This is a genomic window from Pseudomonas sp. MH9.2 (genome assembly GCF_034353875.1).
Taxonomy (GTDB): domain Bacteria; phylum Pseudomonadota; class Gammaproteobacteria; order Pseudomonadales; family Pseudomonadaceae; genus Aquipseudomonas.
The window spans coordinates 2,908,247-2,929,135 of the sequence record NZ_CP133784.1 but is presented as its reverse complement, the minus strand read 5'-3'; the positions used below and the strand labels follow the sequence as shown (position 1 = coordinate 2,929,135).

General features: G+C 59.1%; 21 protein-coding genes and 1 other RNA gene. 11 read left to right on the top strand and 11 right to left on the bottom strand.

Annotated elements, in window-relative coordinates:
- Positions 1-109: 109 nt before the first annotated feature.
- Complete coding sequence (locus RHM55_RS13805) at positions 110-559, bottom strand: EVE domain-containing protein (protein WP_322176938.1); 450 nt, start codon at positions 557-559, stop codon at positions 110-112.
- A gap of 194 nt (positions 560-753) precedes the next feature.
- Here RHM55_RS13805 and RHM55_RS13800 point away from each other — a divergent pair, with 194 nt between their 5' ends.
- A complete protein-coding gene (locus RHM55_RS13800) occupies positions 754-906 on the top strand; it encodes a hypothetical protein (protein ID WP_322176937.1) in 153 nt (50 codons plus the stop codon).
- Between the two features lie 35 nt (positions 907-941).
- On the opposite strand, the gene RHM55_RS13795 is transcribed toward RHM55_RS13800, so the two are convergent.
- The 4 genes from RHM55_RS13795 to RHM55_RS13780 form a co-directional block, all read right to left on the bottom strand.
- On the bottom strand, positions 942-1,538 hold the full coding sequence (locus RHM55_RS13795; protein WP_322176936.1) for a 5-formyltetrahydrofolate cyclo-ligase: 597 nt from the start codon (positions 1,536-1,538) through the stop codon (positions 942-944).
- Positions 1,539-1,626: 88 nt separating this feature from the next.
- Positions 1,627-1,805, bottom strand: a non-coding RNA gene (gene ssrS, locus RHM55_RS13790) — 6S RNA.
- Positions 1,806-1,837: 32 nt separating this feature from the next.
- Positions 1,838-2,155 (bottom strand): cell division protein ZapA, encoded by a 318-nt coding sequence (locus tag RHM55_RS13785; protein WP_219062964.1) that lies wholly within the window; start codon positions 2,153-2,155, stop codon positions 1,838-1,840.
- A complete protein-coding gene (locus RHM55_RS13780) occupies positions 2,152-2,361 on the bottom strand; it encodes a TIGR02449 family protein (RefSeq protein WP_322182934.1) in 210 nt (69 codons plus the stop codon). Before RHM55_RS13780 ends, RHM55_RS13785 begins: the two co-directional genes overlap by 4 nt.
- Positions 2,362-2,541: 180 nt before the next feature.
- On the opposite strand from RHM55_RS13780, the gene RHM55_RS13775 reads away from it, so the two are divergent.
- The 9 genes from RHM55_RS13775 to gcvP all read left to right on the top strand — a co-directional run bounded on the left by RHM55_RS13775 (position 2,542) and on the right by gcvP (position 14,485).
- Entirely contained in the window at positions 2,542-3,096 is a 555-nt protein-coding gene (locus tag RHM55_RS13775; RefSeq protein WP_322176935.1) for a YecA family protein, read from the top strand.
- Between the two features lie 84 nt (positions 3,097-3,180).
- The gene (pepP, locus tag RHM55_RS13770; RefSeq protein ID WP_322176934.1) at positions 3,181-4,515 is read left to right on the top strand and encodes a Xaa-Pro aminopeptidase; all 1,335 of its coding nucleotides are present in this window, start codon (positions 3,181-3,183) and stop codon (positions 4,513-4,515) included.
- Positions 4,512-5,699: a 2-octaprenyl-6-methoxyphenyl hydroxylase gene (gene ubiH / locus RHM55_RS13765; RefSeq protein WP_322176933.1), complete on the top strand. Its 1,188-nt coding sequence runs from the start codon at positions 4,512-4,514 to the stop codon at positions 5,697-5,699. The genes pepP and ubiH overlap by 4 nt, the downstream gene beginning before the upstream one ends.
- Positions 5,700-5,751: 52 nt before the next feature.
- A complete protein-coding gene (locus RHM55_RS13760; protein WP_322176932.1) occupies positions 5,752-6,972 on the top strand; it encodes a 2-octaprenyl-3-methyl-6-methoxy-1,4-benzoquinol hydroxylase in 1,221 nt (406 codons plus the stop codon).
- Positions 6,973-7,076: 104 nt separating this feature from the next.
- Positions 7,077-8,078 (top strand): extracellular solute-binding protein, encoded by a 1,002-nt coding sequence (locus RHM55_RS13755; RefSeq protein ID WP_322176931.1) that lies wholly within the window; start codon positions 7,077-7,079, stop codon positions 8,076-8,078.
- A gap of 123 nt (positions 8,079-8,201) precedes the next feature.
- Entirely contained in the window at positions 8,202-9,818 is a 1,617-nt protein-coding gene (locus tag RHM55_RS13750) for an iron ABC transporter permease (protein WP_322176930.1), read from the top strand.
- A 155-nt stretch (positions 9,819-9,973) separates the two neighbouring features.
- The gene (gcvT, locus tag RHM55_RS13745; protein WP_322176929.1) at positions 9,974-11,056 is read left to right on the top strand and encodes a glycine cleavage system aminomethyltransferase GcvT; all 1,083 of its coding nucleotides are present in this window, start codon (positions 9,974-9,976) and stop codon (positions 11,054-11,056) included.
- Between the two features lie 46 nt (positions 11,057-11,102).
- Positions 11,103-11,486, top strand: a complete 384-nt coding sequence (gcvH, locus tag RHM55_RS13740; RefSeq protein ID WP_322176928.1) for a glycine cleavage system protein GcvH — start codon at positions 11,103-11,105, stop codon at positions 11,484-11,486.
- Positions 11,487-11,611: 125 nt separating this feature from the next.
- A complete protein-coding gene (gcvP, locus tag RHM55_RS13735) occupies positions 11,612-14,485 on the top strand; it encodes an aminomethyl-transferring glycine dehydrogenase (protein ID WP_322176927.1) in 2,874 nt (957 codons plus the stop codon).
- A 66-nt stretch (positions 14,486-14,551) separates the two neighbouring features.
- On the opposite strand, the gene RHM55_RS13730 is transcribed toward gcvP, so the two are convergent.
- From RHM55_RS13730 to RHM55_RS13710, 5 genes are all read right to left on the bottom strand, one after another.
- Positions 14,552-14,872 carry a DUF2388 domain-containing protein gene (locus RHM55_RS13730; RefSeq protein ID WP_322176926.1) on the bottom strand — a complete coding sequence of 107 codons (321 nt, stop codon included), beginning with the start codon at positions 14,870-14,872 and terminating at the stop codon, positions 14,552-14,554.
- Positions 14,873-14,943: 71 nt separating this feature from the next.
- Complete coding sequence (locus RHM55_RS13725; protein WP_322182932.1) at positions 14,944-15,393, bottom strand: NfeD family protein; 450 nt, start codon at positions 15,391-15,393, stop codon at positions 14,944-14,946.
- Between the two features lie 13 nt (positions 15,394-15,406).
- Positions 15,407-16,327, bottom strand: coding sequence for an SPFH domain-containing protein (locus RHM55_RS13720; protein ID WP_219062944.1), 921 nt, complete (start codon positions 16,325-16,327; stop codon positions 15,407-15,409).
- A 194-nt stretch (positions 16,328-16,521) separates the two neighbouring features.
- Positions 16,522-18,306: a GspE/PulE family protein gene (locus RHM55_RS13715; protein WP_322176925.1), complete on the bottom strand. Its 1,785-nt coding sequence runs from the start codon at positions 18,304-18,306 to the stop codon at positions 16,522-16,524.
- Between the two features lie 117 nt (positions 18,307-18,423).
- Complete coding sequence (locus RHM55_RS13710) at positions 18,424-18,771, bottom strand: hypothetical protein (RefSeq protein WP_322176924.1); 348 nt, start codon at positions 18,769-18,771, stop codon at positions 18,424-18,426.
- 128 nt (positions 18,772-18,899) lie between these two features.
- Between RHM55_RS13710 and RHM55_RS13705 the strand changes: the two genes are divergently transcribed.
- Positions 18,900-19,370 (top strand): Lrp/AsnC family transcriptional regulator, encoded by a 471-nt coding sequence (locus RHM55_RS13705; RefSeq protein ID WP_322176923.1) that lies wholly within the window; start codon positions 18,900-18,902, stop codon positions 19,368-19,370.
- A gap of 99 nt (positions 19,371-19,469) precedes the next feature.
- Here the strand turns inward: RHM55_RS13705 and RHM55_RS13700 are convergent, their stop codons facing one another.
- Complete coding sequence (locus tag RHM55_RS13700; protein ID WP_322176922.1) at positions 19,470-20,837, bottom strand: inorganic triphosphatase; 1,368 nt, start codon at positions 20,835-20,837, stop codon at positions 19,470-19,472.
- Positions 20,838-20,889 lie beyond the last annotated feature (52 nt).

Sequence of the window (20,889 nt, the reverse complement as noted above, 5' to 3'; positions counted from 1 at the left end):
GACAGACCCCGGGTTTACTCCCTTGATGTCAGTCAAACAGTCGGCGAAGCGTACGCCGTTTGGGAGTGTGCTGCATGTGGCGTGGTCGTGACTGCCGGGTTCTGCTTGATCAACGTAACGCCAGGATCGCTTCCCACTCATCAGGCGTCACCGGCATGACCGAGAGCCGGGTACCTTTTTGCACCAGCGGCATCTGTTCCAGCGCGCTCTGCTGCTTTAAATAACCTATTTTAATGACTTTCGGAAACGCTTCGACGAAGCCAACATTCACCGCGCTCCAGCGATTGTTGGCGGCGCTGGATTTGGCGTCGAAATAAGCGCCGCCCTGGTCCAGCGCAGTGGGGTCAGGGTAGGCAGCGTCGACAATGCGTCCGATGCCGACGATACCCGGCTCCGCACAGCTGGAATGATAGAAAAAGAACGTGTCACCTGGCGCCATGGCCCGCAGGAAGTTCCGTGCCTGGTAATTCCTCACCCCGTCCCAGCGGGTTTCGCCAAGACGCTGGAGGTCGTTGATCGACAGTTCTTCCGGCTCGGACTTCATCAGCCAGTAGGCCATGGGTTGCGCTCCTGAATCGGGTAATGGTCAAGTTGTTGAACGATTTCATGACTAACCGACGGTCGGTTGACGCCAGCATTTGCGTGTCAGTTCGCGTTGTCGGAGAATGCCCGGGATTTTAAGCATCGCGCTGCTGCACGGCCTATAAAAACCGTAGCGGACATCGTATTGATTTGCCTAAGGGGGGGCAGTCGATGAAACGCAAACCGGATGTATTGTGGGTATTGGCTTTCTTGTTCGGTTTGGGTGTGGTGACTACGGGTTACGCGCAAAGCCTGTGGGCAAACAACGCTGATGCTCCGGTTGAAATCGTACAACAGCAGAAAAAACCATTGCAGCGACACTGATTGCTCCCATGCCTGGCGTGGGGCGGATCAGCCATTCAATACCAGCGCTTATCCGTCACGGTGCCTTGTAGTGGCACATCCCAACTGGCTTGCGCCAATCGCTCCACCTTCTGGCATTCATGTGCGAGCCCAAGCAACACGGGTTTCTGCCAAGCCTTTCTGCGCGCCTGATAGGCCAGGCTGCGGTCGTAAAAACCGCCGCCCATGCCCAGCCGACCGCCTACGTCATCAAAGCCAACCAGTGGCAAGAAAATCAAATCCAGGGCCCAGATCGTGCGCTGCTTTGCCGCATTGATGTGGGGTTCCGGGATGCGGAAGCGATTGGGCCTGAATTTTTCGCCGTGGCGCACTTGCTGGAAAACCATCTTGGTTCGCGGCCAGGCGCTGAGCACGGGCAGATAGGTTTTCTTGCCGCGTCGTTGAGCCGCACGCAATATCAGGCGCGGATCGATTTCACCGTCATTGGGGAGATACAGGGCGATGTGTCTGGCGCGGCGAAACAGAGGATGTTGCGCCAACTGCCGGTATAAGCCGAGAGCGGCCTGGCGTTGCTGGCTTGGGTTCAAGGCGCGACGGGCCTTGCGCAACTGAGTGCGCAGTTGCTGGCGTGAAAGAGGCGCGGGATTGGTCATCTGCGCTGATCCAGAAGCGAGTACGGCACGGCGGCGTACGCGTGATGACCATTGCCAGTCAGCGAGACGGGCAATGGACAGAAATAAAAGACTCCCCGACGAACCGCTGTCGGTGTAGCCCTTGAACCCGAAAGTTCAAGGTGGAGATTGCAGGAGGACTTAAGGCTTTCCGTCAAGCGGACATGCACACCGTCCCCAACGTGCAACCCCCGTGGTTGTGCGTATCGGCTCAGGGACATGACCGACTGGCAAGCACTCCAGGGAGCGGTCGCAAGTATACCCGAAACGTTACGCAAGAATCACTTTTGGCTGGGTTCCGGATCGGTGGCCAGCACTAGATCAACCCTTTCCAGCAGATCGCGTACTTGCTCGCGGGTCGAGCCACTGGCTTGAACGTCAGGCACTGCCTGCTTGTGCAGCAAGTCATGAGTGATGTTCAGTGCCGCCATCACGGCGATGCGGTCGGCCCCGATGACTTTGCCGCTGCTGCGGATTTCGCGCATTTTGCCGTCCAGATAACGCGCCGCGCTGACCAGATTGGTGCGCTCTTCCTGAGGGCAGATGATCGAGTATTCTTTGTCGAGGATCTGAACGGTAACGCTGTTATTTGAACTCATGAGTCTTGCTCCAGGGCTTTGAGGCGCGAAATCATCGATTCAACCTTGTGACGGGCGATTTCGTTTTTCTCAATGAGGTGAGCGCGTTCCTCGCGCCAGGTTTTTTCCTGAGCTACTAAGAGTCCATTTTGGCTTTTAAGTTGCTCGACACGCTTAATCAGCAACTCCAGTCGAGCCATCAGCGCTTGCAAATCGGTGTCTTCCATTGTGTCCCACTGAATACTTTCTGATGAATGGCGCAGCAGCTGGCGTTTTGACACGCTAAAAACAGCGGCTTCGACAGTCTTGGCGAGTCTGCGGGTGCAATCGCTGGAAATAAATGACCGCACGCCCTAGGATACAAGACCTCCATTCTAGACATTGCGCCGCTTGGCGCCTAGTTACCCATGCCTATTCAGAATTCCCCGTACAAAGCTTTTGCCACCCTGCTCAACAGCAGCGGTCATTCCGTCTCTCCGGCCGAGTTGCACGGCTTTCTTCTGGGCCGCAGTTGTGCCGGTGCCGGCTTCGATGTCGACGGCTGGATGGTCGATGCGACCGAAGTACTGGGCGCCGCGCCTGAAGATAACGTACGTCAGGCGTTGATCGGATTACAGGAAATGGTCAAGGGTGAACTCACCAGCGACGACATGACGGTTGTGCTCTTGCTCCCCAGCGATGACGCGCCGCTTGGCGAACGCGCCATCGCGCTGGGCGAATGGTGCCAGGGCTTCCTCGCGGGTTTCGGGCTGACTGCTCGCGACAATGAGATCAGCACCGAAGCCATGGAAGTGTTGCAGGATTTGGCCGCTGTCGCTCAAGTGCAGGACGCGCTGGAAGACTCCGAAGACGGCGAGACCGACTACATGGAAGTGATGGAGTACTTGCGCGTCGCCCCCCTGTTACTGTTCACCGAATGCAACAAGCCCGCCGTGCCTGAGCCGAAACCTTCTTTGCATTGATTACTCATCATTGGCGCTCCCGGCGTTGAGCCTGTGATCCAGGCGCATCGCCGGCGGCGCCCAAAAGGGGACCTCACCTGCCTTATGATCCATATCCCGAAGTCGGAATACGCCCGTCGACGTAAAGCCCTGATGGCGCAGATGGTGCCCAACAGTATCGCCATTTTGCCAGCCTCTGCGGTGGCTATCCGCAATCGCGACGTCGAGCATGTCTACCGTCAGGACAGCGACTTCCAGTACCTCAGCGGCTTCCCCGAACCGGAAGCCGTGATTGTGCTGATCCCTGGCCGTGAGTACGGCGAGTACGTGCTGTTCTGCCGTGAACGCAACCCTACGCGCGAGCTGTGGGACGGTCTGCGTGCCGGGCAGGAAGGCGCAATGCGTGACTTTGGGGCCGACGACGCGTTCCCGATCAATGATATCGACGACATCCTGCCGGGCCTGATCGAAGGGCGTGACCGGGTGTATTCGGCTATGGGCAGCAACCCTGAATTCGATCGTCATTTGATGGACTGGATCAATGTGATTCGCTCCAAAGCGCATCTGGGTGCGCAGCCGCCGAACGAATTTGTTGCGCTGGATCATTTGCTGCACGACATGCGTCTGTATAAATCAGCGGCAGAAGTCAAAGTCATGCGCTGCGCCGCCGAGATCTCAGCGCGAGCCCATGTGCGCGCGATGCAGGCCAGCCGTGCCGGCTTGCATGAATTCAGTCTGGAAGCCGAGCTGGATTACGAGTTCCGCAAGGGCGGGGCGAAGATGCCGGCCTATGGTTCCATCGTGGCCTCGGGCCGCAATGCCTGCATCCTGCACTATCAGGGAAACGACGCATTGCTCAAGGATGGGGATCTGGTGCTGATCGACGCGGCCTGTGAGATCGACTGCTACGCCAGCGACATCACGCGGACGTTCCCGGTCAGCGGTAAATTTTCGCCTGAGCAGAAAGCGATCTACGAGTTGGTGCTCAAAGCGCAGGACGCCGCATTTGCCGCCATCGGCCCAGACAAGCACTGGAACCAAGCGCATGAAGCCACGGTGCAGGTCATTACGGCCGGGTTGGTCGAGCTCGGGCTGCTGGTGGGCGACGTTGGCGATTTGATCGTCAACGAGGCCTATAAAGCGTTTTACATGCACCGCGCCGGTCATTGGCTGGGCATGGACGTGCACGATGTCGGCGAATATAAAGTCGGCGGCGAATGGCGTGTGCTGGAAGTTGGCATGACGCTGACCGTGGAGCCGGGGATTTATATCGCCCCGGATAATCAGACCGTCGCGAAGAAATGGCGTGGGATTGGTGTACGGATCGAGGATGACGTTGTGGTGACTAAACACGGTTGTGAAATTCTTTCTGGTGGCGTGCCAAAAACCGTCGCCGAGATTGAGGCCTTGATGGCCGCTGCACGTGTCGAGGCAGCATGAGCCGGGTCAATCTTGCCATTGTGGGCGGCGGCCTGGTGGGTGCCAGTCTGGCGCTGGCCCTTCAGGCGGGCGCCAAGGCACGCGGCTGGAAGATCGTTCTGATCGAACCCTTTGCACCGGGTGATGCGTATCAGCCGAGCTACGACGCACGTTCGTCAGCGCTGTCGTTTGGCGCCCGGCGAATCTACGAGCGCCTGGGCGTGTGGCAGCAGATCAGCCGCCGTGCCGAACCGATCCTGCAGATCCAGGTGTCCGACCGTGGGCGTTTCGGCGCAGCACGTTTGTCGGCGATCGAAGAGGGCGTTCCGGCGCTGGGCTACGTCGTGGAGAACGCCTGGCTGGGCCAATGCCTGTGGCAAGGCCTGGACAAAGACGTGATCAGTTGGCGTTGCCCGGCCGAGGTCAAGCGCATGCAGCCGTTGACGGATGGTTATCGGCTGACCCTGGATGATGAAACCGAGCTGGAGTGCGACCTGGCGATTCTTGCCGACGGCGGTCGCTCGAGCCTGCGCGAGCAATTAGGCATTGGCGTCCGGCAGCGGCCTTATAACCAGAGCGCGCTGATCGTCAACATCACCCCGAGCGAAGCCCATTGCGGCCAGGCTTTCGAACGTTTCACCGAAGAAGGCCCGATGGCGCTGCTGCCGTTGCAGGAAAACCGCTGTGCGCTGGTCTGGACCCGTGCGGGGATGGATGCGCAGCGCTTGGCCAATCTGGATGATCGTAGTTTTCTCAGCGAGCTGCAGGGCGTGTTCGGTTATCGCCTGGGCGCTTTGCGTCAGGTCGGGGCGCGGCATATTTATCCGCTGACGCTGGTCGAGGCCGAAGAGCAAGTGCGGCCGCATCTGGCGGTACTGGGCAACGCCGCCCATAGCCTGCACCCGATTGCCGGTCAGGGTTTCAACCTGTCGTTGCGCGATGCCGATGCGCTGGCGGAGGCGCTGCTGGCGAGCCAAAGCATGCCTGGCGATTTCGCCACGTTGCAGGCCTATCGCGAGCGTCAGCGACTGGATCAGCAATTGACCGTGGGCTTCTCCGATCAGGTCACGCGACTGTTCGGCAGCTCCCAGCCCTTGGTCGGTGCCGGACGCAATCTGGGCCTGCTGGGACTGGATCTGTTACCGCCGGCCAAACGCTGGTTTGCCCGTCAGGCCATGGGGTTGGGAACTCGATCCGATGTGTGACGCGCGGATTCTTAAAACACGGCTTAGGCCACAAGCGAGAACGATTTAAAGCATGGAAACGCGCGCAGATCTGCTGATTGTCGGGGCTGGAATGGTCGGTAGCGCACTTGCGCTGGCGTTAAAGGACAGTGGCCTGGAAATTCTGGTGCTCGATGGCGGTCCGCTGAGCGTCAAGCCCTTCGATCCGCAGTCAGCGTTCGAGCCGCGGGTCAGTGCCTTGTCCGCAGCGAGCCAGCGCATTCTTGATCGTTTGAACGTGTGGGACGGCATCGCCGCACGCCGCGCCAGCCCGTATCGCGAGATGCAGGTGTGGGACGGCAGCGGCACCGGGCAGGTTCATTTCTCGGCGGCCAGCGTGCACGCCGACGTGCTGGGGCATATCGTCGAGAACCGCGTGGTTCAAGATGCTCTGCTTGAGCGCTTGCATGACAGTGACATCGGGCTGCTGGCCAACGCGCGTCTCGAACAGATGCGCCGTTCCGGGGACGATTGGCTGCTGACGCTGGCCGACGGTCGTGTGTTGCGTGCGCCGCTGGTGATCGCCGCTGATGGCGCTAACTCGGCGGTACGCCGCCTCACGGGGTGCGCGACCCGGGAGTGGGACTACCTGCACCACGCCATTGTCACCAGCGTGCGCACCGCTGATTCGCATCAGCACACCGCTTGGCAGCGCTTTACCGATGAGGGGCCGCTGGCGTTCCTGCCGTTGGAACGTGAAGGCGAGCATTGGTGCTCGATTGTCTGGTCGGTGACCCCGACCGAAGCGCAGCGCTTGATGGCGCTGGGCGATGATGAGTTCTGCCGCGACCTGGAAAAAGCCTTCGAAGGCCGTCTCGGCACCGTGCTCAGTGCTGACCCGCGGGTGTGCGTGCCATTGCGTCAACGGCACGCCAAGCGCTACGTGGCCGAAGGCCTGGCATTGATTGGCGATGCGGCGCACACCATTCACCCGCTGGCCGGGCAGGGCGTCAATCTGGGCTTTCTGGATGCCGCAGTGTTGGCCGAAGTGTTGCTGCATGCCGCCAGCCGAGGCGAACGCTTAGCCGATGTTCGCGTACTCAGCCGTTTTGAGCGCCGCCGCATGCCACACAACCTGGCATTGATGGCGGCAATGGAAGGCTTGGAACGCCTGTTCCAGGCCGATCCACTGCCCTTGCGCTGGTTGCGCAACACCGGCCTGAAGTGGGTCGATAGCCTGCCGGAAGCCAAAGCGATGTTCGTGCGTCAGGCGTTGGGATTGTCCGGTGACCTGCCTGAACTGGCCCGGTTGTAGGGGGCGGCGTAACATCCGGTAACGGCTCCGCTGTCAGTTTGGTTGAGAAGGCAAATGGGATTCACTACCATTTCGACTCAATTTTCTGACACGAGACCACTCCCATGCAGGTAAGCAAGCGTATTCTGACTGCCTTGGCACTGACAGTGCTCGGCAGCGCCGCCCAGGCCGCCGATGAGGTAGTGGTGTACTCATCGCGTATCGATGAGCTGATCAAACCGGTATTCGACGCTTACACCGCTGAAACCGGGGTCAAGATAAAGTTCATCACGGACAAGGAAGCGCCGCTGATGCAACGGATCAAGGCCGAGGGCAAGAACGCCACGGCGGACCTGCTGCTCACGGTCGACGCCGGTAACCTGTGGCAAGCCGAGCAAATGGGCATTCTCCAGCCGTTTACCTCACCCGTGATCGACGCCAACATTCCTAAACAATACCGCTCGTCCACCCACAGCTGGACCGGTCTGAGCCTGCGCGCGCGGACCATCGCCTACTCCACCGACCGGGTAAAACCGGCTGACTTGTCCACCTACGAAGCGCTGGCGGACAAAAATTGGGAAGGGCGCCTGTGCCTGCGTACGGCGAAGAAGGTCTACAACCAATCGCTGACGGCGACCCTGATCGAAACCCACGGTGCCGAGCAGTCCGAAAATATCCTCAAGGGTTGGGTCAATAACCTGTCGACCGACGTGTTCTCCGATGACATCGCTGTGCTGGAAGCGATCAACGCCGGGCAGTGTGATGTCGGCATCGTCAACACTTACTACTACGGTCGTCTGCACAAGCAGAACCCGAAACTGGCGGTGAAGTTGTTCTGGCCCAATCAGTCGGATCGTGGCGTTCACGTCAATCTTTCGGGCGTCGGCTTGACCCAGCACGCACCGCATCCTGAAGCGGCCAAGGCATTGGTCGAGTGGATGACCAAGCCGCAAGCGCAGAAAATCTTTGCGGACATCAATCAGGAGTTCCCTGCTAACCCAACCGTTGCGCCATCGGCAGAAGTCGCCAGCTGGGGCGCCTTCAAGGCGGATACTATCCCCGTCGAAGTGGCAGGCAAGCGTCAGGCTGAAGCTATCCGCATGATGGATCGCGCTGGCTGGAATTGAGTTAGCCAGGCATACCCTGTCGCCTGGATCGCGGGCGAACGCGCGCCTACAGGTCGCAATCTGCTGTAGGCGCGCTTGCCCGCGATGGCACTTTTCGTATTTCCCCTCTTTTGAGAACCCTCCGTGGCCCATTCCGCACAACGCCGTTGGTACCCGCTGGTCTTTGCCATCGCGGCGTTGGTGCTGTTGCCGGTGAGTGTGTTGCTGCTGTCCTGGCAAACCATCGATCAGCAAATCTGGGGGCATTTGTGGGAAACCCAGATGCCGCGCCTGTTGGGCAACACTTTGCAGCTCATCGTGGGCGTCGGTATCGGGGTGACCGTGCTCGGTGTCAGCCTCGCGTGGCTGACCAGCTTGTGCGAGTTTCCCGGCCGTCGCTGGCTGGATTGGGCATTGATGTTGCCGTTTGCGATTCCGGCCTATGTGCTGGCGTTCGTCTTCGTCGGCCTGCTGGATTTCGCCGGGCCGGTGCAAACCCTGCTGCGCGACGTGTTTGGCAGCGGCCTGCGCCTGCCGCGCGTGCGATCCACCGGCGGGGTGATCATCGTCCTGGTGTTGGTGTTCTACCCGTATGTGTATCTGCTGGCGCGCACGGCGTTCCTTGCGCAGGGCAAGGGCTTGATGGAAGCGGCGCGAGTGCTCGGCCAATCGCCCTGGCAGGCGTTCTGGCGAGTGGCGTTGCCCATGGCGAGGCCCGCGATAGGCGCAGGTGTGGCGTTGGCGCTGATGGAGACGCTGGCGGACTTCGGTGCCGTGGCCGTGTTCAACTTTGACACCTTCACCACCGCCATCTACAAAACCTGGTACGGCTTCTTCAGTCTCTCCAGCGCGGCGCAGTTGGCGAGCCTGTTGCTGCTGGCAGTGATGGTCGTGCTGTATGGCGAGCGCCGTGCCCGTGGTGCAAGCCGCCCGAGTAACGAGCGCCCCAGGGTCAAGGCGCTGTACCACCTGCGCGGTTTGAAAGCGCTGGCCGCCAGTGCCTGGTGCGGCTTGGTGTTTGTCTGCGCGTTTGTGATTCCGCTGCTGCAATTGGTCGTGTGGGTCTGGCAGCGCGGCCGCTTCGATCTGGATGAGCGCTACACCGGGCTAATCCTGCACACCCTGTATTTGGGCAGCATGGCAGCACTGATCACTGTCAGTGTGGCGCTGATCCTGGCCTTCGCCCGCCGTTTGGCGCCGACCCAGGCGATCCGCTCTGGCGTGAGCCTGGCGAATCTGGGTTATGCGCTGCCGGGTTCGGTGTTGGCCGTGTCGATCATGCTGGCGTTCAGCTATCTGGATCGCGAGTTGGTCATCCCGCTGTCGACTTTGCTCGGCGGGGCTGGCAAGCCGTTGCTGCTGGGGAGTCTGGCGGCATTACTGCTGGCCTATCTGGTGCGGTTCATTGCGGTGGCCTATGGGCCGCTGGAAAATAGCCTGGCGCGCATCCGGCCTTCGCTTCCAGAAGCCGCGCGCAGTCTGGGGGTCAGCGGCCCACGGTTGTTCTTCAAGGTTTACCTGCCATTACTGGTGCCCGGCGCCTTGAGCGCTGCGCTGCTGGTCTTCGTCGATGTGCTGAAAGAGATGCCGGCAACCTTGCTGATGCGTCCATTTGGGTGGGATACCCTGGCGGTACGAATCTTCGAGATGACCAGTGAAGGCGAGTGGGCGAGAGCCGCGTTACCCGCGCTGACCCTGATTCTGGTGGGGTTGCTACCGGTCATCGGTTTGATCCGGCGTTCGGCCCGTCAGATCGGCTAGGTGCGGGCCCATCACCATGCGGATACAATGCGCCGCAATCGGTGCGGTCTGTCAGACTCGTCGGGTCGTTGAAACCTGCTGGAAGCCTCTGTTTTAGAGGCTTTGCCCGGTGTCGCGCCTCTCCGCACCTTCGCCACGCCCGGAAGGAGAAACCCATGGGACAGCGTACGCCCCTCTTTGACCTGCACGTCGCACTTGGCGCCAAGATGGTCGATTTTGGTGGTTGGGATATGCCGTTGCATTACGGCTCACAAGTCGAGGAGCACCATCAAGTGCGCCGCGACTGTGGGGTTTTCGATGTTTCTCATATGACCGTCATCGACATCGCTGGCAGTCAGGCCAAGGCCTGGCTCCAGTATTTACTGGCGAATGACGTCGGTCGCCTGCTTGAGCCTGGCCGAGCGCTGTACAGTGCAATGCTCAACACCGAGGGTGGTGTGATCGACGACATGCTCGTCTATCTCACCGACAGCGGTTATCGTCTGGTGGTAAATGCGGCGACTGGCGCCAAGGACCTTGCCTGGATGCACGCGCATCTGGCGGGCTTCGAGGTCCAACTGGTCGAGCGTAGCGACCTCGCGATGTTAGCGATTCAAGGCCCCCACGCGCGACACAAAATCGCCGAACTGGTGACCAGCGCACGCGGTGCATTGATCCAGCATCTGCAGCCCTTCGAAGGGCGCAGCGAAGGCGACTGGTTCATCGCCCGTACCGGTTACACCGGTGAAGACGGCCTGGAAATCATTCTGCCCGCGGCTCAAGCCCCAGGGTTTTTCAACGATCTGGTCGGCGCGGGTATTTCGCCTATCGGCCTGGGCGCACGCGATACGTTGCGCCTTGAGGCCGGGATGAACCTTTATGGCCAGGATATAGACGAGCAGGTATCGCCGTTGGCGGCCAACATGGCCTGGACCATCGCCTGGGAGCCTGCCGAGCGTGATTTCATCGGGCGCACCGCGGTTGAAAAAGAGCGGGCTGCGGGCGTGAAGCTCAAGCTGGTCGGGCTGGTGCTGGAGGAACGCGGGGTATTGCGCGCCCATCAGGTCGTCCGAATCGCAGAAGTTGGCGAAGGAGAGATCACCAGTGGTAGTTTCTCGCCTACGCTAAGCAAATCGATTGCCTTGGCGCGTGTGCCAATGGCGACCGCTGACCGGGCCGAGGTGGAAATCCGCGGCAAGTGGTATCCGGTTCGCGTGGTACAACCTAATTTCGTACGTCATGGCAAAGCCTTGATCTAACTTTCTCTGGCGGTTTTTCCGCTGACCTGATGTAGAGGATGACTATATGAGCAATATCCCCGCTGATCTGCGTTTTGCCGAAAGCCACGAATGGGCTCGCCTTGAAACTGACGGCACGGTAACCGTTGGTATCTCCGACCACGCTCAGGAAGCCTTGGGTGATGTCGTGTACGTCGAACTGCCGGAAATCGGCACAGTGTTTGCCGCTGGCGATACAGCGGGCGTGGTCGAGTCGGTTAAAGCAGCGTCGGATATTTACTCGCCAGTGTCGGGTGAAGTGATTGCGACCAACGAAGGCCTGGGTGGCTCCCCGGAGCTGTTGAACAGCGACCCATACGGGGCGTGGATCTTCAAGGTCAAGCCAGGCAACACCGCCGAGATGGAAAAACTGCTGGACGCAGCGGCTTATAAAAGCGCGATTGGCGAGTAACGATTTAGCGCAAAGAAGGGCCGCGTGAACAGTGTATAGATAGTTTCTCTACACAAATGGCAATCTCTTCCTAGACTCAATAGGCCTCGACCTGTCGAGGCTTTGTCTTATAAGAGAGCGCCGTCATGTCCCAGTTGCCGTCCTTGAGCCAGTTGCAAGACCCGAATGTCTTCCTGCGGCGCCACCTTGGCCCGGATGCCAGGGAGCAGCAGGCTATGCTCGAAACACTTGGCGTGACCAGCCGAACGGAACTGATCGAGCAGACGGTGCCGCCGGCCATCCGCTTCAATCGGGCGCTGGAGTTGCCTGCCGCGCTCGACGAGGACGCCGCGCTGGCCAAGCTCAAAGGCTACGCCGAGCAGAATCAGGTGTGGACCAGCCTGATCGGCATGGGCTACCACGGCACCCTCACGCCGACCGTGATTGTGCGCAACGTCCTGGAAAATCCTGGCTGGTACACCGCCTATACGCCTTATCAGCCCGAGATCGCTCAAGGCCGCCTTGAATCGCTGTTGAATTTTCAGCAACTGACCATCGACCTGACGGGTCTGGAACTGGCCAACGCCTCCTTGCTCGACGAAGCCACCGCTGCCGCCGAGGCCATGGCCCTGGCCAAGCGCGTCGCCAAGTCCAGAAGCAACTTGTTTTTCGTCGACGAAAACTGCCACCCGCAAACTATTTCCGTGGTTCAGACGCGGGCGCAAGGTTTCGGCTTCGAACTGATCATCGATTCGGTGGACAATCTCTCCAGGCACAAGGTCTTTGGTGCGCTGCTGCAATACCCGGATACCCACGGAGAAATTCGCGACCTGCGCCCGTTGATCGAGCAACTGCATGTCCAGCAAGCGCTGGCCTGCGTGTCGGCTGACCTGCTTAGCCTGTTGCTGCTGACCCCGCCGGGAGAAATGGGCGCCGACGTGGTATTTGGTTCGTCGCAACGTTTTGGCGTACCGATGGGCTATGGCGGCCCGCACGCGGCCTATTTTGCCTGTCGCGATGAGTTCAAACGTGCAATGCCGGGGCGGATCATCGGTGTGTCCAAAGACGCGCGTGGCAACGTGGCTTTGCGCATGGCCCTGCAAACCCGTGAACAGCATATCCGCCGCGAGAAGGCCAACTCCAACATCTGCACCGCGCAAGTCTTGCTGGCCAATATCGCCAGCTTCTATGCGGTGTATCACGGGCCTGAAGGGCTCAAGCGCATCGCCCAGCGGGTTCACCGGCTGACCACCATTCTGGCAGCGGGTTTAGCGCGCAAAGGGCTGCAGCGGGTCAACAGACGGTTCTTCGACACCTTGACCCTGGATGTCGGCGGTAGCCAGAGCGCAATCCTCGACAGCGCCAGGGATGTACAGATTAACCTGCGCATTCTTGGGGACGGCAAGCTGGGGCTGAGCCTGGATGAACGTTGCAGCGAGGCGACCGTAGAGCGCCTGTTCGATATATTTCTGGGGGCCGATCATGGGCTTAACATCGCCGAACTGGACGCGGAAACTCTGGAATCAGGTATTCCCGGCGCGTTGCTGCGCACCTCGGCGTACCTGACCCATCCGGTGTTCAGCATGCATCACAGCGAAACCGAGATGCTGCGTTACCTCAAGCAGCTGGAGAACAAGGACCTGGCGCTGGACCAGTCAATGATTCCCCTCGGTTCGTGCACCATGAAACTCAACGCCACCAGCGAAATGATCCCTATTACCTGGCCCGAGTTCGCCAATCTGCATCCTTTCGTTCCACGTGAACAGGCGCTCGGTTACACCGCCATGATTGACGAACTCGAAGCCTGGCTGTGCGCGATCACCGGTTTCGACGCTGTTTGCATGCAACCCAACTCCGGCGCGCAAGGCGAATATGCCGGGCTGCTGGCGATCCACAAATACCACCTGAGCCGTCATGAGGATAAGCGTGAGATTTGCCTTATCCCTTCGTCGGCGCATGGCACCAACCCGGCATCGGCTCAGATGGCCGGCATGCACGTGGTGATCGTTGAGTGCGACAAGGCGGGTAACGTTGACCTTGCTGACTTGAAAGCCAAGGCGCAAGAAGCGGGGGACACGTTGTCGTGCCTGATGGTCACCTATCCCTCTACCCATGGCGTGTATGAAGAAGGCATTCGCGATATCTGCGAGATTATTCACAGCCATGGCGGCCAGGTGTACATGGATGGCGCCAACCTCAACGCCCAGGTCGGGCTGGCCCGGCCAGCAGACATCGGTGCCGATGTGTCGCACATGAACCTGCACAAAACGTTCTGTATCCCGCATGGCGGTGGCGGTCCAGGCATGGGGCCGATTGGCGTGCGCGCCCATTTGGCGCCGTTTGTGGCCAACCACCCGGTGGTCCCGCTGGAAGGGCCGAACCCGCAGAATACGGCTGTCAGCGCTGCGCCTTGGGGCAGCGCAAGCATTTTGCCGATCAGTTGGATGTACATCGCGATGATGGGCCCGCAATTGGCGGATGCCAGTGAAGTGGCGATCCTCAGCGCGAATTATCTGGCGCAGCAATTGGGTGGCGCGTTCCCGCTGCTCTACAGCGGCCGCAATGACCGCGTCGCGCACGAGTGCATCATTGATTTGCGTCCGATCAAGGCGCAAACGGGGATCAGCGAAGAGGACGTCGCCAAGCGCCTGATGGATTATGGTTTTCACGCGCCGACCATGTCATTCCCTGTCCCCGGCACCTTGATGATCGAGCCCACTGAAAGTGAGTCCAAGGCAGAACTGGATCGCTTTATCGAGGCGATGCTCAGTATTCGCGCGGAAATCACCGAGGTGCAAAACGGCAGTTGGCCTGGCGAAAACAATCCGTTGAAGGGCGCACCGCATACCCTGGCTGACATCACCGGCATCTGGGAACGCCCGTACAGCATCGCCCAGGCAGTCACGCCCACTCGGCATACACGGCTGCACAAGTATTGGCCCGCGGTGAACCGGGTAGACAACGTTTACGGTGACCGGAATCTGTTCTGCGCCTGCGTGCCGGTGGATGAATATCGCTAAGTAGTGGCCATAAAAAATGCCGCTCGATGAGCGGCATTTCAATGTGCGCTAGCGGTCAGTCATGAATCATTCGGCGGCAACCAGATTCTTTGTCAGAATCGCGTTCGCCAGTTCCATGTCCGTGGCTTTGAGCCCTGGGTTATCGGTACGTACCTGTTCCATGGCAGCTTCCAGGAACGGACCGCGGATACCACCTTCGCTGGCGACGAAGCTACCCGCATCATCCTGAGCGGCAACGATCAGCTTACGGTCATGTCTGAAGGTCAGGTATGTGGAAGCTGTTGTGGCGCCTGATGAAAGCACGTCTCGCAAGAATCCGTCTGCCATTGCTGACCCGACGGGGAGTGAAAGCAAAGCCAATGTAAATACTGCAAGCTTAAGGCGCATGATAGGTGACTCCGACGTGGTTGTTCTAAAAGATTGGATTGTCGAAGCCTCGTCGGAGTTCCGTACCTGACTCAGGATATAGCTTCAACTCTCAAAATAGCGCCTTCCTGTCTGACTACCCGCACCTGACTGCCCACCGGCAAGTCGGGGCCGATTACCATCCACACGCCATCATTCACTTTGATCTTTCCGCGTCCGCCGACAATCGCACTCTGGACCACAAACGTGTGCCCGATCAGTTCTTGCCCGCGCATGTTCAGACCCGGTTGATCCGAAGGACGAACCACGTTGCGTTGACGCCGCCACCAATACAACGCCGTCAGGACCGAAAGCAGACCGAACAACAGAAATTGCAGGGTCCATGGCAGCGCGGGGATCAAAAAGCTGATAACCCCGACGCCTGCCGCTGCGACACCGATCCACAGCAAATAGCCGCCAGCGCCGAACACTTCAAGAATCAGCAACACCGTGCCCAGCCCCAGCCAGTCCCAGAACGACAGGTGTTGCAGGTAGTCCCAGATCATGGGTCGCGCCTCAGCCCTTTTTAGTGTCGAAGGTAGCTTTGACGATCTCGCCGATACCGCCCACGGCACCAATCACTTGACTGGCTTCGAGTGGCATCAAGATCACTTTGCTGTTGTTGGCTGACGCGAGTTTACCCAGCGCATCGATGTATTTCTGTGCGACAAAATAGTTGATCGCCTGCACGTTGCCGTTGGCAATCGCTTCGGACACCACTTGGGTGGCCCGTGCCTCTGCTTCGGCTTGACGCTCCCGCGCCTCGGATTCAAGGAACGCCGCCTGACGACCGCCTTCGGCTTCGAGGATCTGTGCCTGCTTCTTGCCTTCAGCGGTGAGAATCGCCGATGCCCGAAGGCCTTCTGCTTCCAGAATCTGCGCGCGCTTGATCCGCTCCGCTTTCATCTGCCCGGACATTGCAGCCATCAGATCGGCGGGCGGGCTGATGTCCTTGATCTCGATCCGGGTGATCTTTATTCCCCATGGCGCGGTCGCTTCATCGACAGTGCGCAGCAGCTTTTCATTGATGCCGTCGCGCTGACTAAGCATGGCATCCAGTTCCATGGAGCCGAGCACCGTACGGATATTGGTTTGCAGCAGGTTACGGATCGCGTGCTCGAGGTTATTCACCTCGTACGCGGCCTGCGCGGTGTTGACCACCTGAAAGAAGCACACCGCATCAATCTGCACCGTGGCGTTGTCAGCGGTGATGACTTCCTGCGGCGGGATATCCAGCACGCTTTCCATCACATTGATCTTGCGCCCGATACGGTCCATCACCGGCACGATGATGTTGAGGCCCGGTTTCAGGGTATTGGTATAACGGCCAAAGCGTTCCACCGTCCATTGATAACCTTGCGGCACCACCTTGAAACCCATGAACACAATGGCAATCGCCAGCCCGACGAAAAGTAAAAGCACACTACCGATTTGCATAACGGTTCCCTGTTTTGGTTATGGATTGTCTGGTGATGAACGGCTCATTTAGGCAGAAATACGAGGGTGATGGCGATATAATTCAGAATAGATTTGTACAAAATGTGCCGAATACATTGGCTTCCACAGGACATGTGCTGTCCAGTGTGGAGCCAATTCATTCGCGATGACAGTGTGTCAGACAAGGATAACCATCACCGCTGCTCACTCTGCGGCGTTACCCGCAACACCTCTTCGAGCGTGGTCAGCCCGGCGGATATTTTCTGCGCGCCGGACAAGCGCAAGCTGCGCATGCCTTCCTTGAAGGCTTGGCGGCGTATGGCGGTGAGGTCGAGGTCGGCGCTGATCAGGGCTTTGACGCTGTCGGACATCAACATGATTTCGTACACTCCGGCGCGGCCGCGATACCCGGTGTCGCGACATTCTACGCAGCCGACAGCGCGTTGAGCACCGCTCGGGACAGGTGCTTGCCACGGGCGGGTCAGGGTTTGCCAGTCGCTTTCTTCCAGCTCGATGGGGGCTTTGCAGTGCGGGCAGAGAGTGCGCACCAGTCGTTGGGCCATGACGCCGAGGAGGGTGGCCTTGAGCAGGTAATGGGGCACGCCCAGTTCCAGTAGGCGGCTAATGGCGCTCGGCGCGTCGTTGGTGTGCAGGGTGGACAGCACGAGGTGGCCGGTCAGCGCGGCCTGGATCGCCATTTCTGCGGTCTCCAGATCACGAATTTCGCCGATCATGATGATGTCCGGGTCCTGACGCATCAGTGCGCGCACGCCGCTGGCAAACGTCAGGTCGATGTTGTGCTGGACCTGCATCTGGTTGAACGCCGGCTCGACCATCTCGATGGGGTCTTCAATGGTGCAGAGATTGACCTCCGAGGTCGCCAGCTTTTTCAGGGTTGTATAAAGCGTCGTGGTCTTGCCCGAACCGGTTGGGCCCGTGACCAGAATGATGCCGTTGGGTTGCTGAGTCATGTCCTGCCAGCGGCGCAGGTCATCGCCGGAAAAGCCCAGTTGATCGAAGTTTTTCAGCAGCACTTCCGGGTCGAAAATCCGCATCACCATCTTTTCGCCGAATGCGGTGGGCAAGGTCGACAGGCGCAGCTCGACTTCGCCGCCCTCAGGCGTGGTGGTCTTGACCCGGCCATCCTGCGGTTTGCGTTTCTCGGCAACGTTCATTCGCCCCAGGCTTTTCAGGCGGCTGACGATGGCCATGGTGACTTGGGCTGGAAATTGATAGACGTTGTGCAGCACGCCGTCGATGCGAAAACGCACGGTGCCCTGTTCACGGCGGGGCTCGATATGGATATCGCTGGCACGCTGCTGGAACGCATATTGGAACAGCCAATCGACGATGTTGACGATGTGCGCGTCGTTGGCGTCGGGTTCCTGGTCACTGGCGCCGAGCTTGAGCAACTGTTCAAAATTGCCCAGATTGCTCATTTTCAGATCAGAGGCATTGGCACCGCTGACCGACTTCGCCAGCCGGAAAAACTCCACGGCCAAACGCTGGATGTCTGCCGGATTGGCGACTACGCGTTTGATCGGCAATTTCAGTACATGCGTCAGGTCTGCTTCCCAGGCGCTGACGAAGGGCTGGGCACTGGCGATGGTCACCGATTCGCGGTCCACGGCCACCGCGAGGATCTTGTGTCGTTGGGCAAAAGCGTACGACATCAGCGGCGTGATGGCCGCAACGTCGATCTTCAGCGGATCGATGCGCAGGTAAGGCTGACCGACCTGCTGCGCGAGCCAGAGGGTGAGGCTTTCCAGGTCGAGCTTCTTGCCAGGCCGCTTTAAATCATCGAGATGTTGGGCGGCGATGAACTCCAGCGGGTGCAATTGAATGTTCAGAGCTGAACGGCGCAGAGTGAGCGCGTATTCAGCACTTTCTTGATCGGTAAACCCTTGAGCAACCAAGTCGTGTAGCAGATCGTTGAGATCCAGCCAACGGTCTTGGGTAACTGAGGCGAGGACGGACATGCGGGCTCCTTGGGACAGTTCTGCTCTGACCGGCTAATGGCAAGACAAGAATAGTCCCCGGCGCGTCGCATGTGTTACCCGGAGCGAGGTGAAGGGTTGCGAAAATTTACCGAATCATTATCCGACGGCCAGAACTACCTGTTGCGGTAAGACGTTCTGAATTGGATTGGGTTCCAGGGTGACTGAACAAATATTGATCAAGTTACGCATTTTTTCGCCAATGACTTGCGCCCGGTGCCAGCTTAATCCGTCCAGCTGGACGTCAATCATCAGCATCTGATCTTGCTGCAAAACGCTGACCTGTTGCGGAATCAAATACTGCATCGCAAACAGATTCAGCACCCGGCATAAAAGGTCGGGCTCTGCCTCGGCAAGGATTTGATAGTACGCACGGGTATGGGCATTGCTGGAGGACCAGACGTCAGGGCGCAGTGGCGCGGAACTTGAAAATTCAAACGTTGGCATGCGGGCCTCTCCTGTTTCTACTGAGGGAGATTTTTGCATACGGAAAAAGAAATTTCTTATCGATGATCGATTGGATTAGCCTTATTGCGACTTGTTAATGCAGGTTTATCTGTGAATAGGAGATTTTTATGCAAGGCGAGCTGGACCTCTATGATCGGAAAATTCTGGCGTTGCTGCAGGAAGACGCTTCGCTCTCCAGCGCGCAAATTGCCGAACAGGTCGGCTTGTCGCAATCGCCGTGTTGGCGGCGCATTCAGCGTCTCAAGGATGAGGGGGTAATCCGACGTCAGGTCACATTGCTGGACCGCAAGAAAATCGGCCTCAATACGCAAATTTTCGCCGAGGTAAAACTCAATGCCCATGGCCGCTCCAACTTCACGGAGTTTACCGAAGCCATTCGCGGTTTTCCGGAGGTGCTGGAGTGTTATGTGCTGATGGGGTCGGTGGACTTTTTGCTGCGCATTGTGACTGCGGATATCGAGGCTTATGAGCGGTTCTTCTTTGAGAAGTTATCGCTGGTGCCGGGGATTCAGGAGGTCAACTCGACGGTGGCGTTGTCAGAGATCAAATCCACCACGAGTTTGCCGATATTGGGCTGACGGGGTGCCAGGTGGACCGCGTCAGGCCATTCGCATTTGAATTCGCTCCCCCGGAAAACATGCAATCCTTGTGGGGCGAATTCATTTGTGAAGTCGGTATTACAACCGCAGCAAGGTCTTCCATGCGCGGCTTTGGAACACCACAACGGTCTGTTGCACGCGCGCGTCGAGGATTTCGTCGCTGATCGGCTCAAGCGCCAATTGCTCAAGTTTGTTCAGCTCGCCGTACAAGCGGTCCAACTCTGGCAAATCCAGTACGCCACGGGCCAAATGCAGCCAGGCCTGAATGCGTTCTATGCGCGGCAGTTGTTCCGCCAGGTCTTCCGGTTGTTGCTGATAGCGACCCAATTGCAGCGAAGTCGCTTCTTCAGCCAGCAGGCGCGGTACCCAGTTAGCCAGTTGCGCCGCGCCCTGGCGGTTGCCGCGGGTGTTGCGGTCAGCGGTCCAACTGCGAGCCAGCAGCCAGCGCGAGGTGTTCAAGGAGAACAGGCCCCAACGGGTGTCGGTAAGCTCTTCGATGAACTGGGCGGGCGCTTCGGTGCGGACGTCGGGGTCGTCTTGACCGGCCTGGACCAGCGGGCGCCAGTCTTCGAGCAAGGCGTCCAGCGATGCGCGCAACTCGTGGGTCGAGGTGCGTGGCGCGGCCTGACCCAGGCTGCCAACCAACGCGCGCAGTTCGGACAGCAACGCCACCCAATCCTGCAACAAACGCCAGTGGCCGTTGAAACGGTACTGCTCAGCCAGACGCTGGCTGCTGGCCAACAAATGCCAGGCCAGCGCGGCGAAGGCGTCGTCCAGCGGCATTTCTGCGGTCAGTTCAGGTGCCGGTAGGCTCAGTGAGTAGCTATTGGCGTCGAACAGGCGATAGCCACGCTCGGCTTTGCTGATGTCGCAGGGCATCAACGGCAGCGTGGCAGCCAGTTCAGCGGCCAGCTCCAGCAGCGCGGAAGGATCACCTTCGCGCAGTTCCAGCTCCAGTTCGCAGATTTCTTCTTCCTGCTTGCCAGCAACTACCCGGCCTAGGTCCAGAGCAGCTTCAATCACGACTTTAGCCTTGCCACGACCCCAGGCGATTTCCGCACGTTCGCGGACGAAGTCGGTGGTGAACGCCGGTTTGATGGTCTTTTTATCCAGCTCGGCCAGCTCTTCCGGCCAGCATTCGCCATCGAGCTTTTTAAGGTCGAGCTTGGCTTTGGGCAGATCCCAATTGTATTCATTGCGCTCGGACAGGCCAGCAACGCTTTGCCCGCGAGTCTTCAACGTCTGAATGATCGCGTCGCCATCACGGCGCAGGCGCAGGGCCACTTTGGCATTTGCCAGGTCGCGTTCAGGCGTGTCGAAATACTGATTGAACAGCTCAAGGCGTTCCCAGCCACTTTTGTTGCGCTTTTTCAGCAGTGGGTGGTCGCGCAGGGCGGCGAGGGTTTCGCGGCTGACGCGGAGTTTGATTTCGGTTTCTTTCTGCATGGCCGGGGAATCCAAGCGCTAATCGCTAATAACGGGAGCGCAGCCTGCAAAT

Bases quoted from the DNA above. Each gene is read 5' to 3' on its own strand.
- RHM55_RS13805 (WP_322176938.1), bottom strand. From the start codon at position 559: ATGGCCTACTGGCTGATGAAGTCCGAGCCGGAAGAACTGTCGATCAAC.
- RHM55_RS13800 (WP_322176937.1), top strand. From the start codon at position 754: ATGAAACGCAAACCGGATGTATTGTGGGTATTGGCTTTCTTGTTCGGT.
- RHM55_RS13795 (WP_322176936.1), bottom strand. From the start codon at position 1,538: ATGACCAATCCCGCGCCTCTTTCACGCCAGCAACTGCGCACTCAGTTG.
- RHM55_RS13785 (WP_219062964.1), bottom strand. From the start codon at position 2,155: ATGAGTTCAAATAACAGCGTTACCGTTCAGATCCTCGACAAAGAATAC.
- RHM55_RS13780 (WP_322182934.1), bottom strand. From the start codon at position 2,361: ATGGAAGACACCGATTTGCAAGCGCTGATGGCTCGACTGGAGTTGCTG.
- RHM55_RS13775 (WP_322176935.1), top strand. From the start codon at position 2,542: ATGCCTATTCAGAATTCCCCGTACAAAGCTTTTGCCACCCTGCTCAAC.
- pepP (WP_322176934.1), top strand. From the start codon at position 3,181: ATGATCCATATCCCGAAGTCGGAATACGCCCGTCGACGTAAAGCCCTG.
- ubiH (WP_322176933.1), top strand. From the start codon at position 4,512: ATGAGCCGGGTCAATCTTGCCATTGTGGGCGGCGGCCTGGTGGGTGCC.
- RHM55_RS13760 (WP_322176932.1), top strand. From the start codon at position 5,752: ATGGAAACGCGCGCAGATCTGCTGATTGTCGGGGCTGGAATGGTCGGT.
- RHM55_RS13755 (WP_322176931.1), top strand. From the start codon at position 7,077: ATGCAGGTAAGCAAGCGTATTCTGACTGCCTTGGCACTGACAGTGCTC.
- gcvT (WP_322176929.1), top strand. From the start codon at position 9,974: ATGGGACAGCGTACGCCCCTCTTTGACCTGCACGTCGCACTTGGCGCC.
- gcvH (WP_322176928.1), top strand. From the start codon at position 11,103: ATGAGCAATATCCCCGCTGATCTGCGTTTTGCCGAAAGCCACGAATGG.
- gcvP (WP_322176927.1), top strand. From the start codon at position 11,612: ATGTCCCAGTTGCCGTCCTTGAGCCAGTTGCAAGACCCGAATGTCTTC.
- RHM55_RS13730 (WP_322176926.1), bottom strand. From the start codon at position 14,872: ATGCGCCTTAAGCTTGCAGTATTTACATTGGCTTTGCTTTCACTCCCC.
- RHM55_RS13720 (WP_219062944.1), bottom strand. From the start codon at position 16,327: ATGCAAATCGGTAGTGTGCTTTTACTTTTCGTCGGGCTGGCGATTGCC.
- RHM55_RS13715 (WP_322176925.1), bottom strand. From the start codon at position 18,306: ATGTCCGTCCTCGCCTCAGTTACCCAAGACCGTTGGCTGGATCTCAAC.
- RHM55_RS13710 (WP_322176924.1), bottom strand. From the start codon at position 18,771: ATGCCAACGTTTGAATTTTCAAGTTCCGCGCCACTGCGCCCTGACGTC.
- RHM55_RS13705 (WP_322176923.1), top strand. From the start codon at position 18,900: ATGCAAGGCGAGCTGGACCTCTATGATCGGAAAATTCTGGCGTTGCTG.
- RHM55_RS13700 (WP_322176922.1), bottom strand. From the start codon at position 20,837: ATGCAGAAAGAAACCGAAATCAAACTCCGCGTCAGCCGCGAAACCCTC.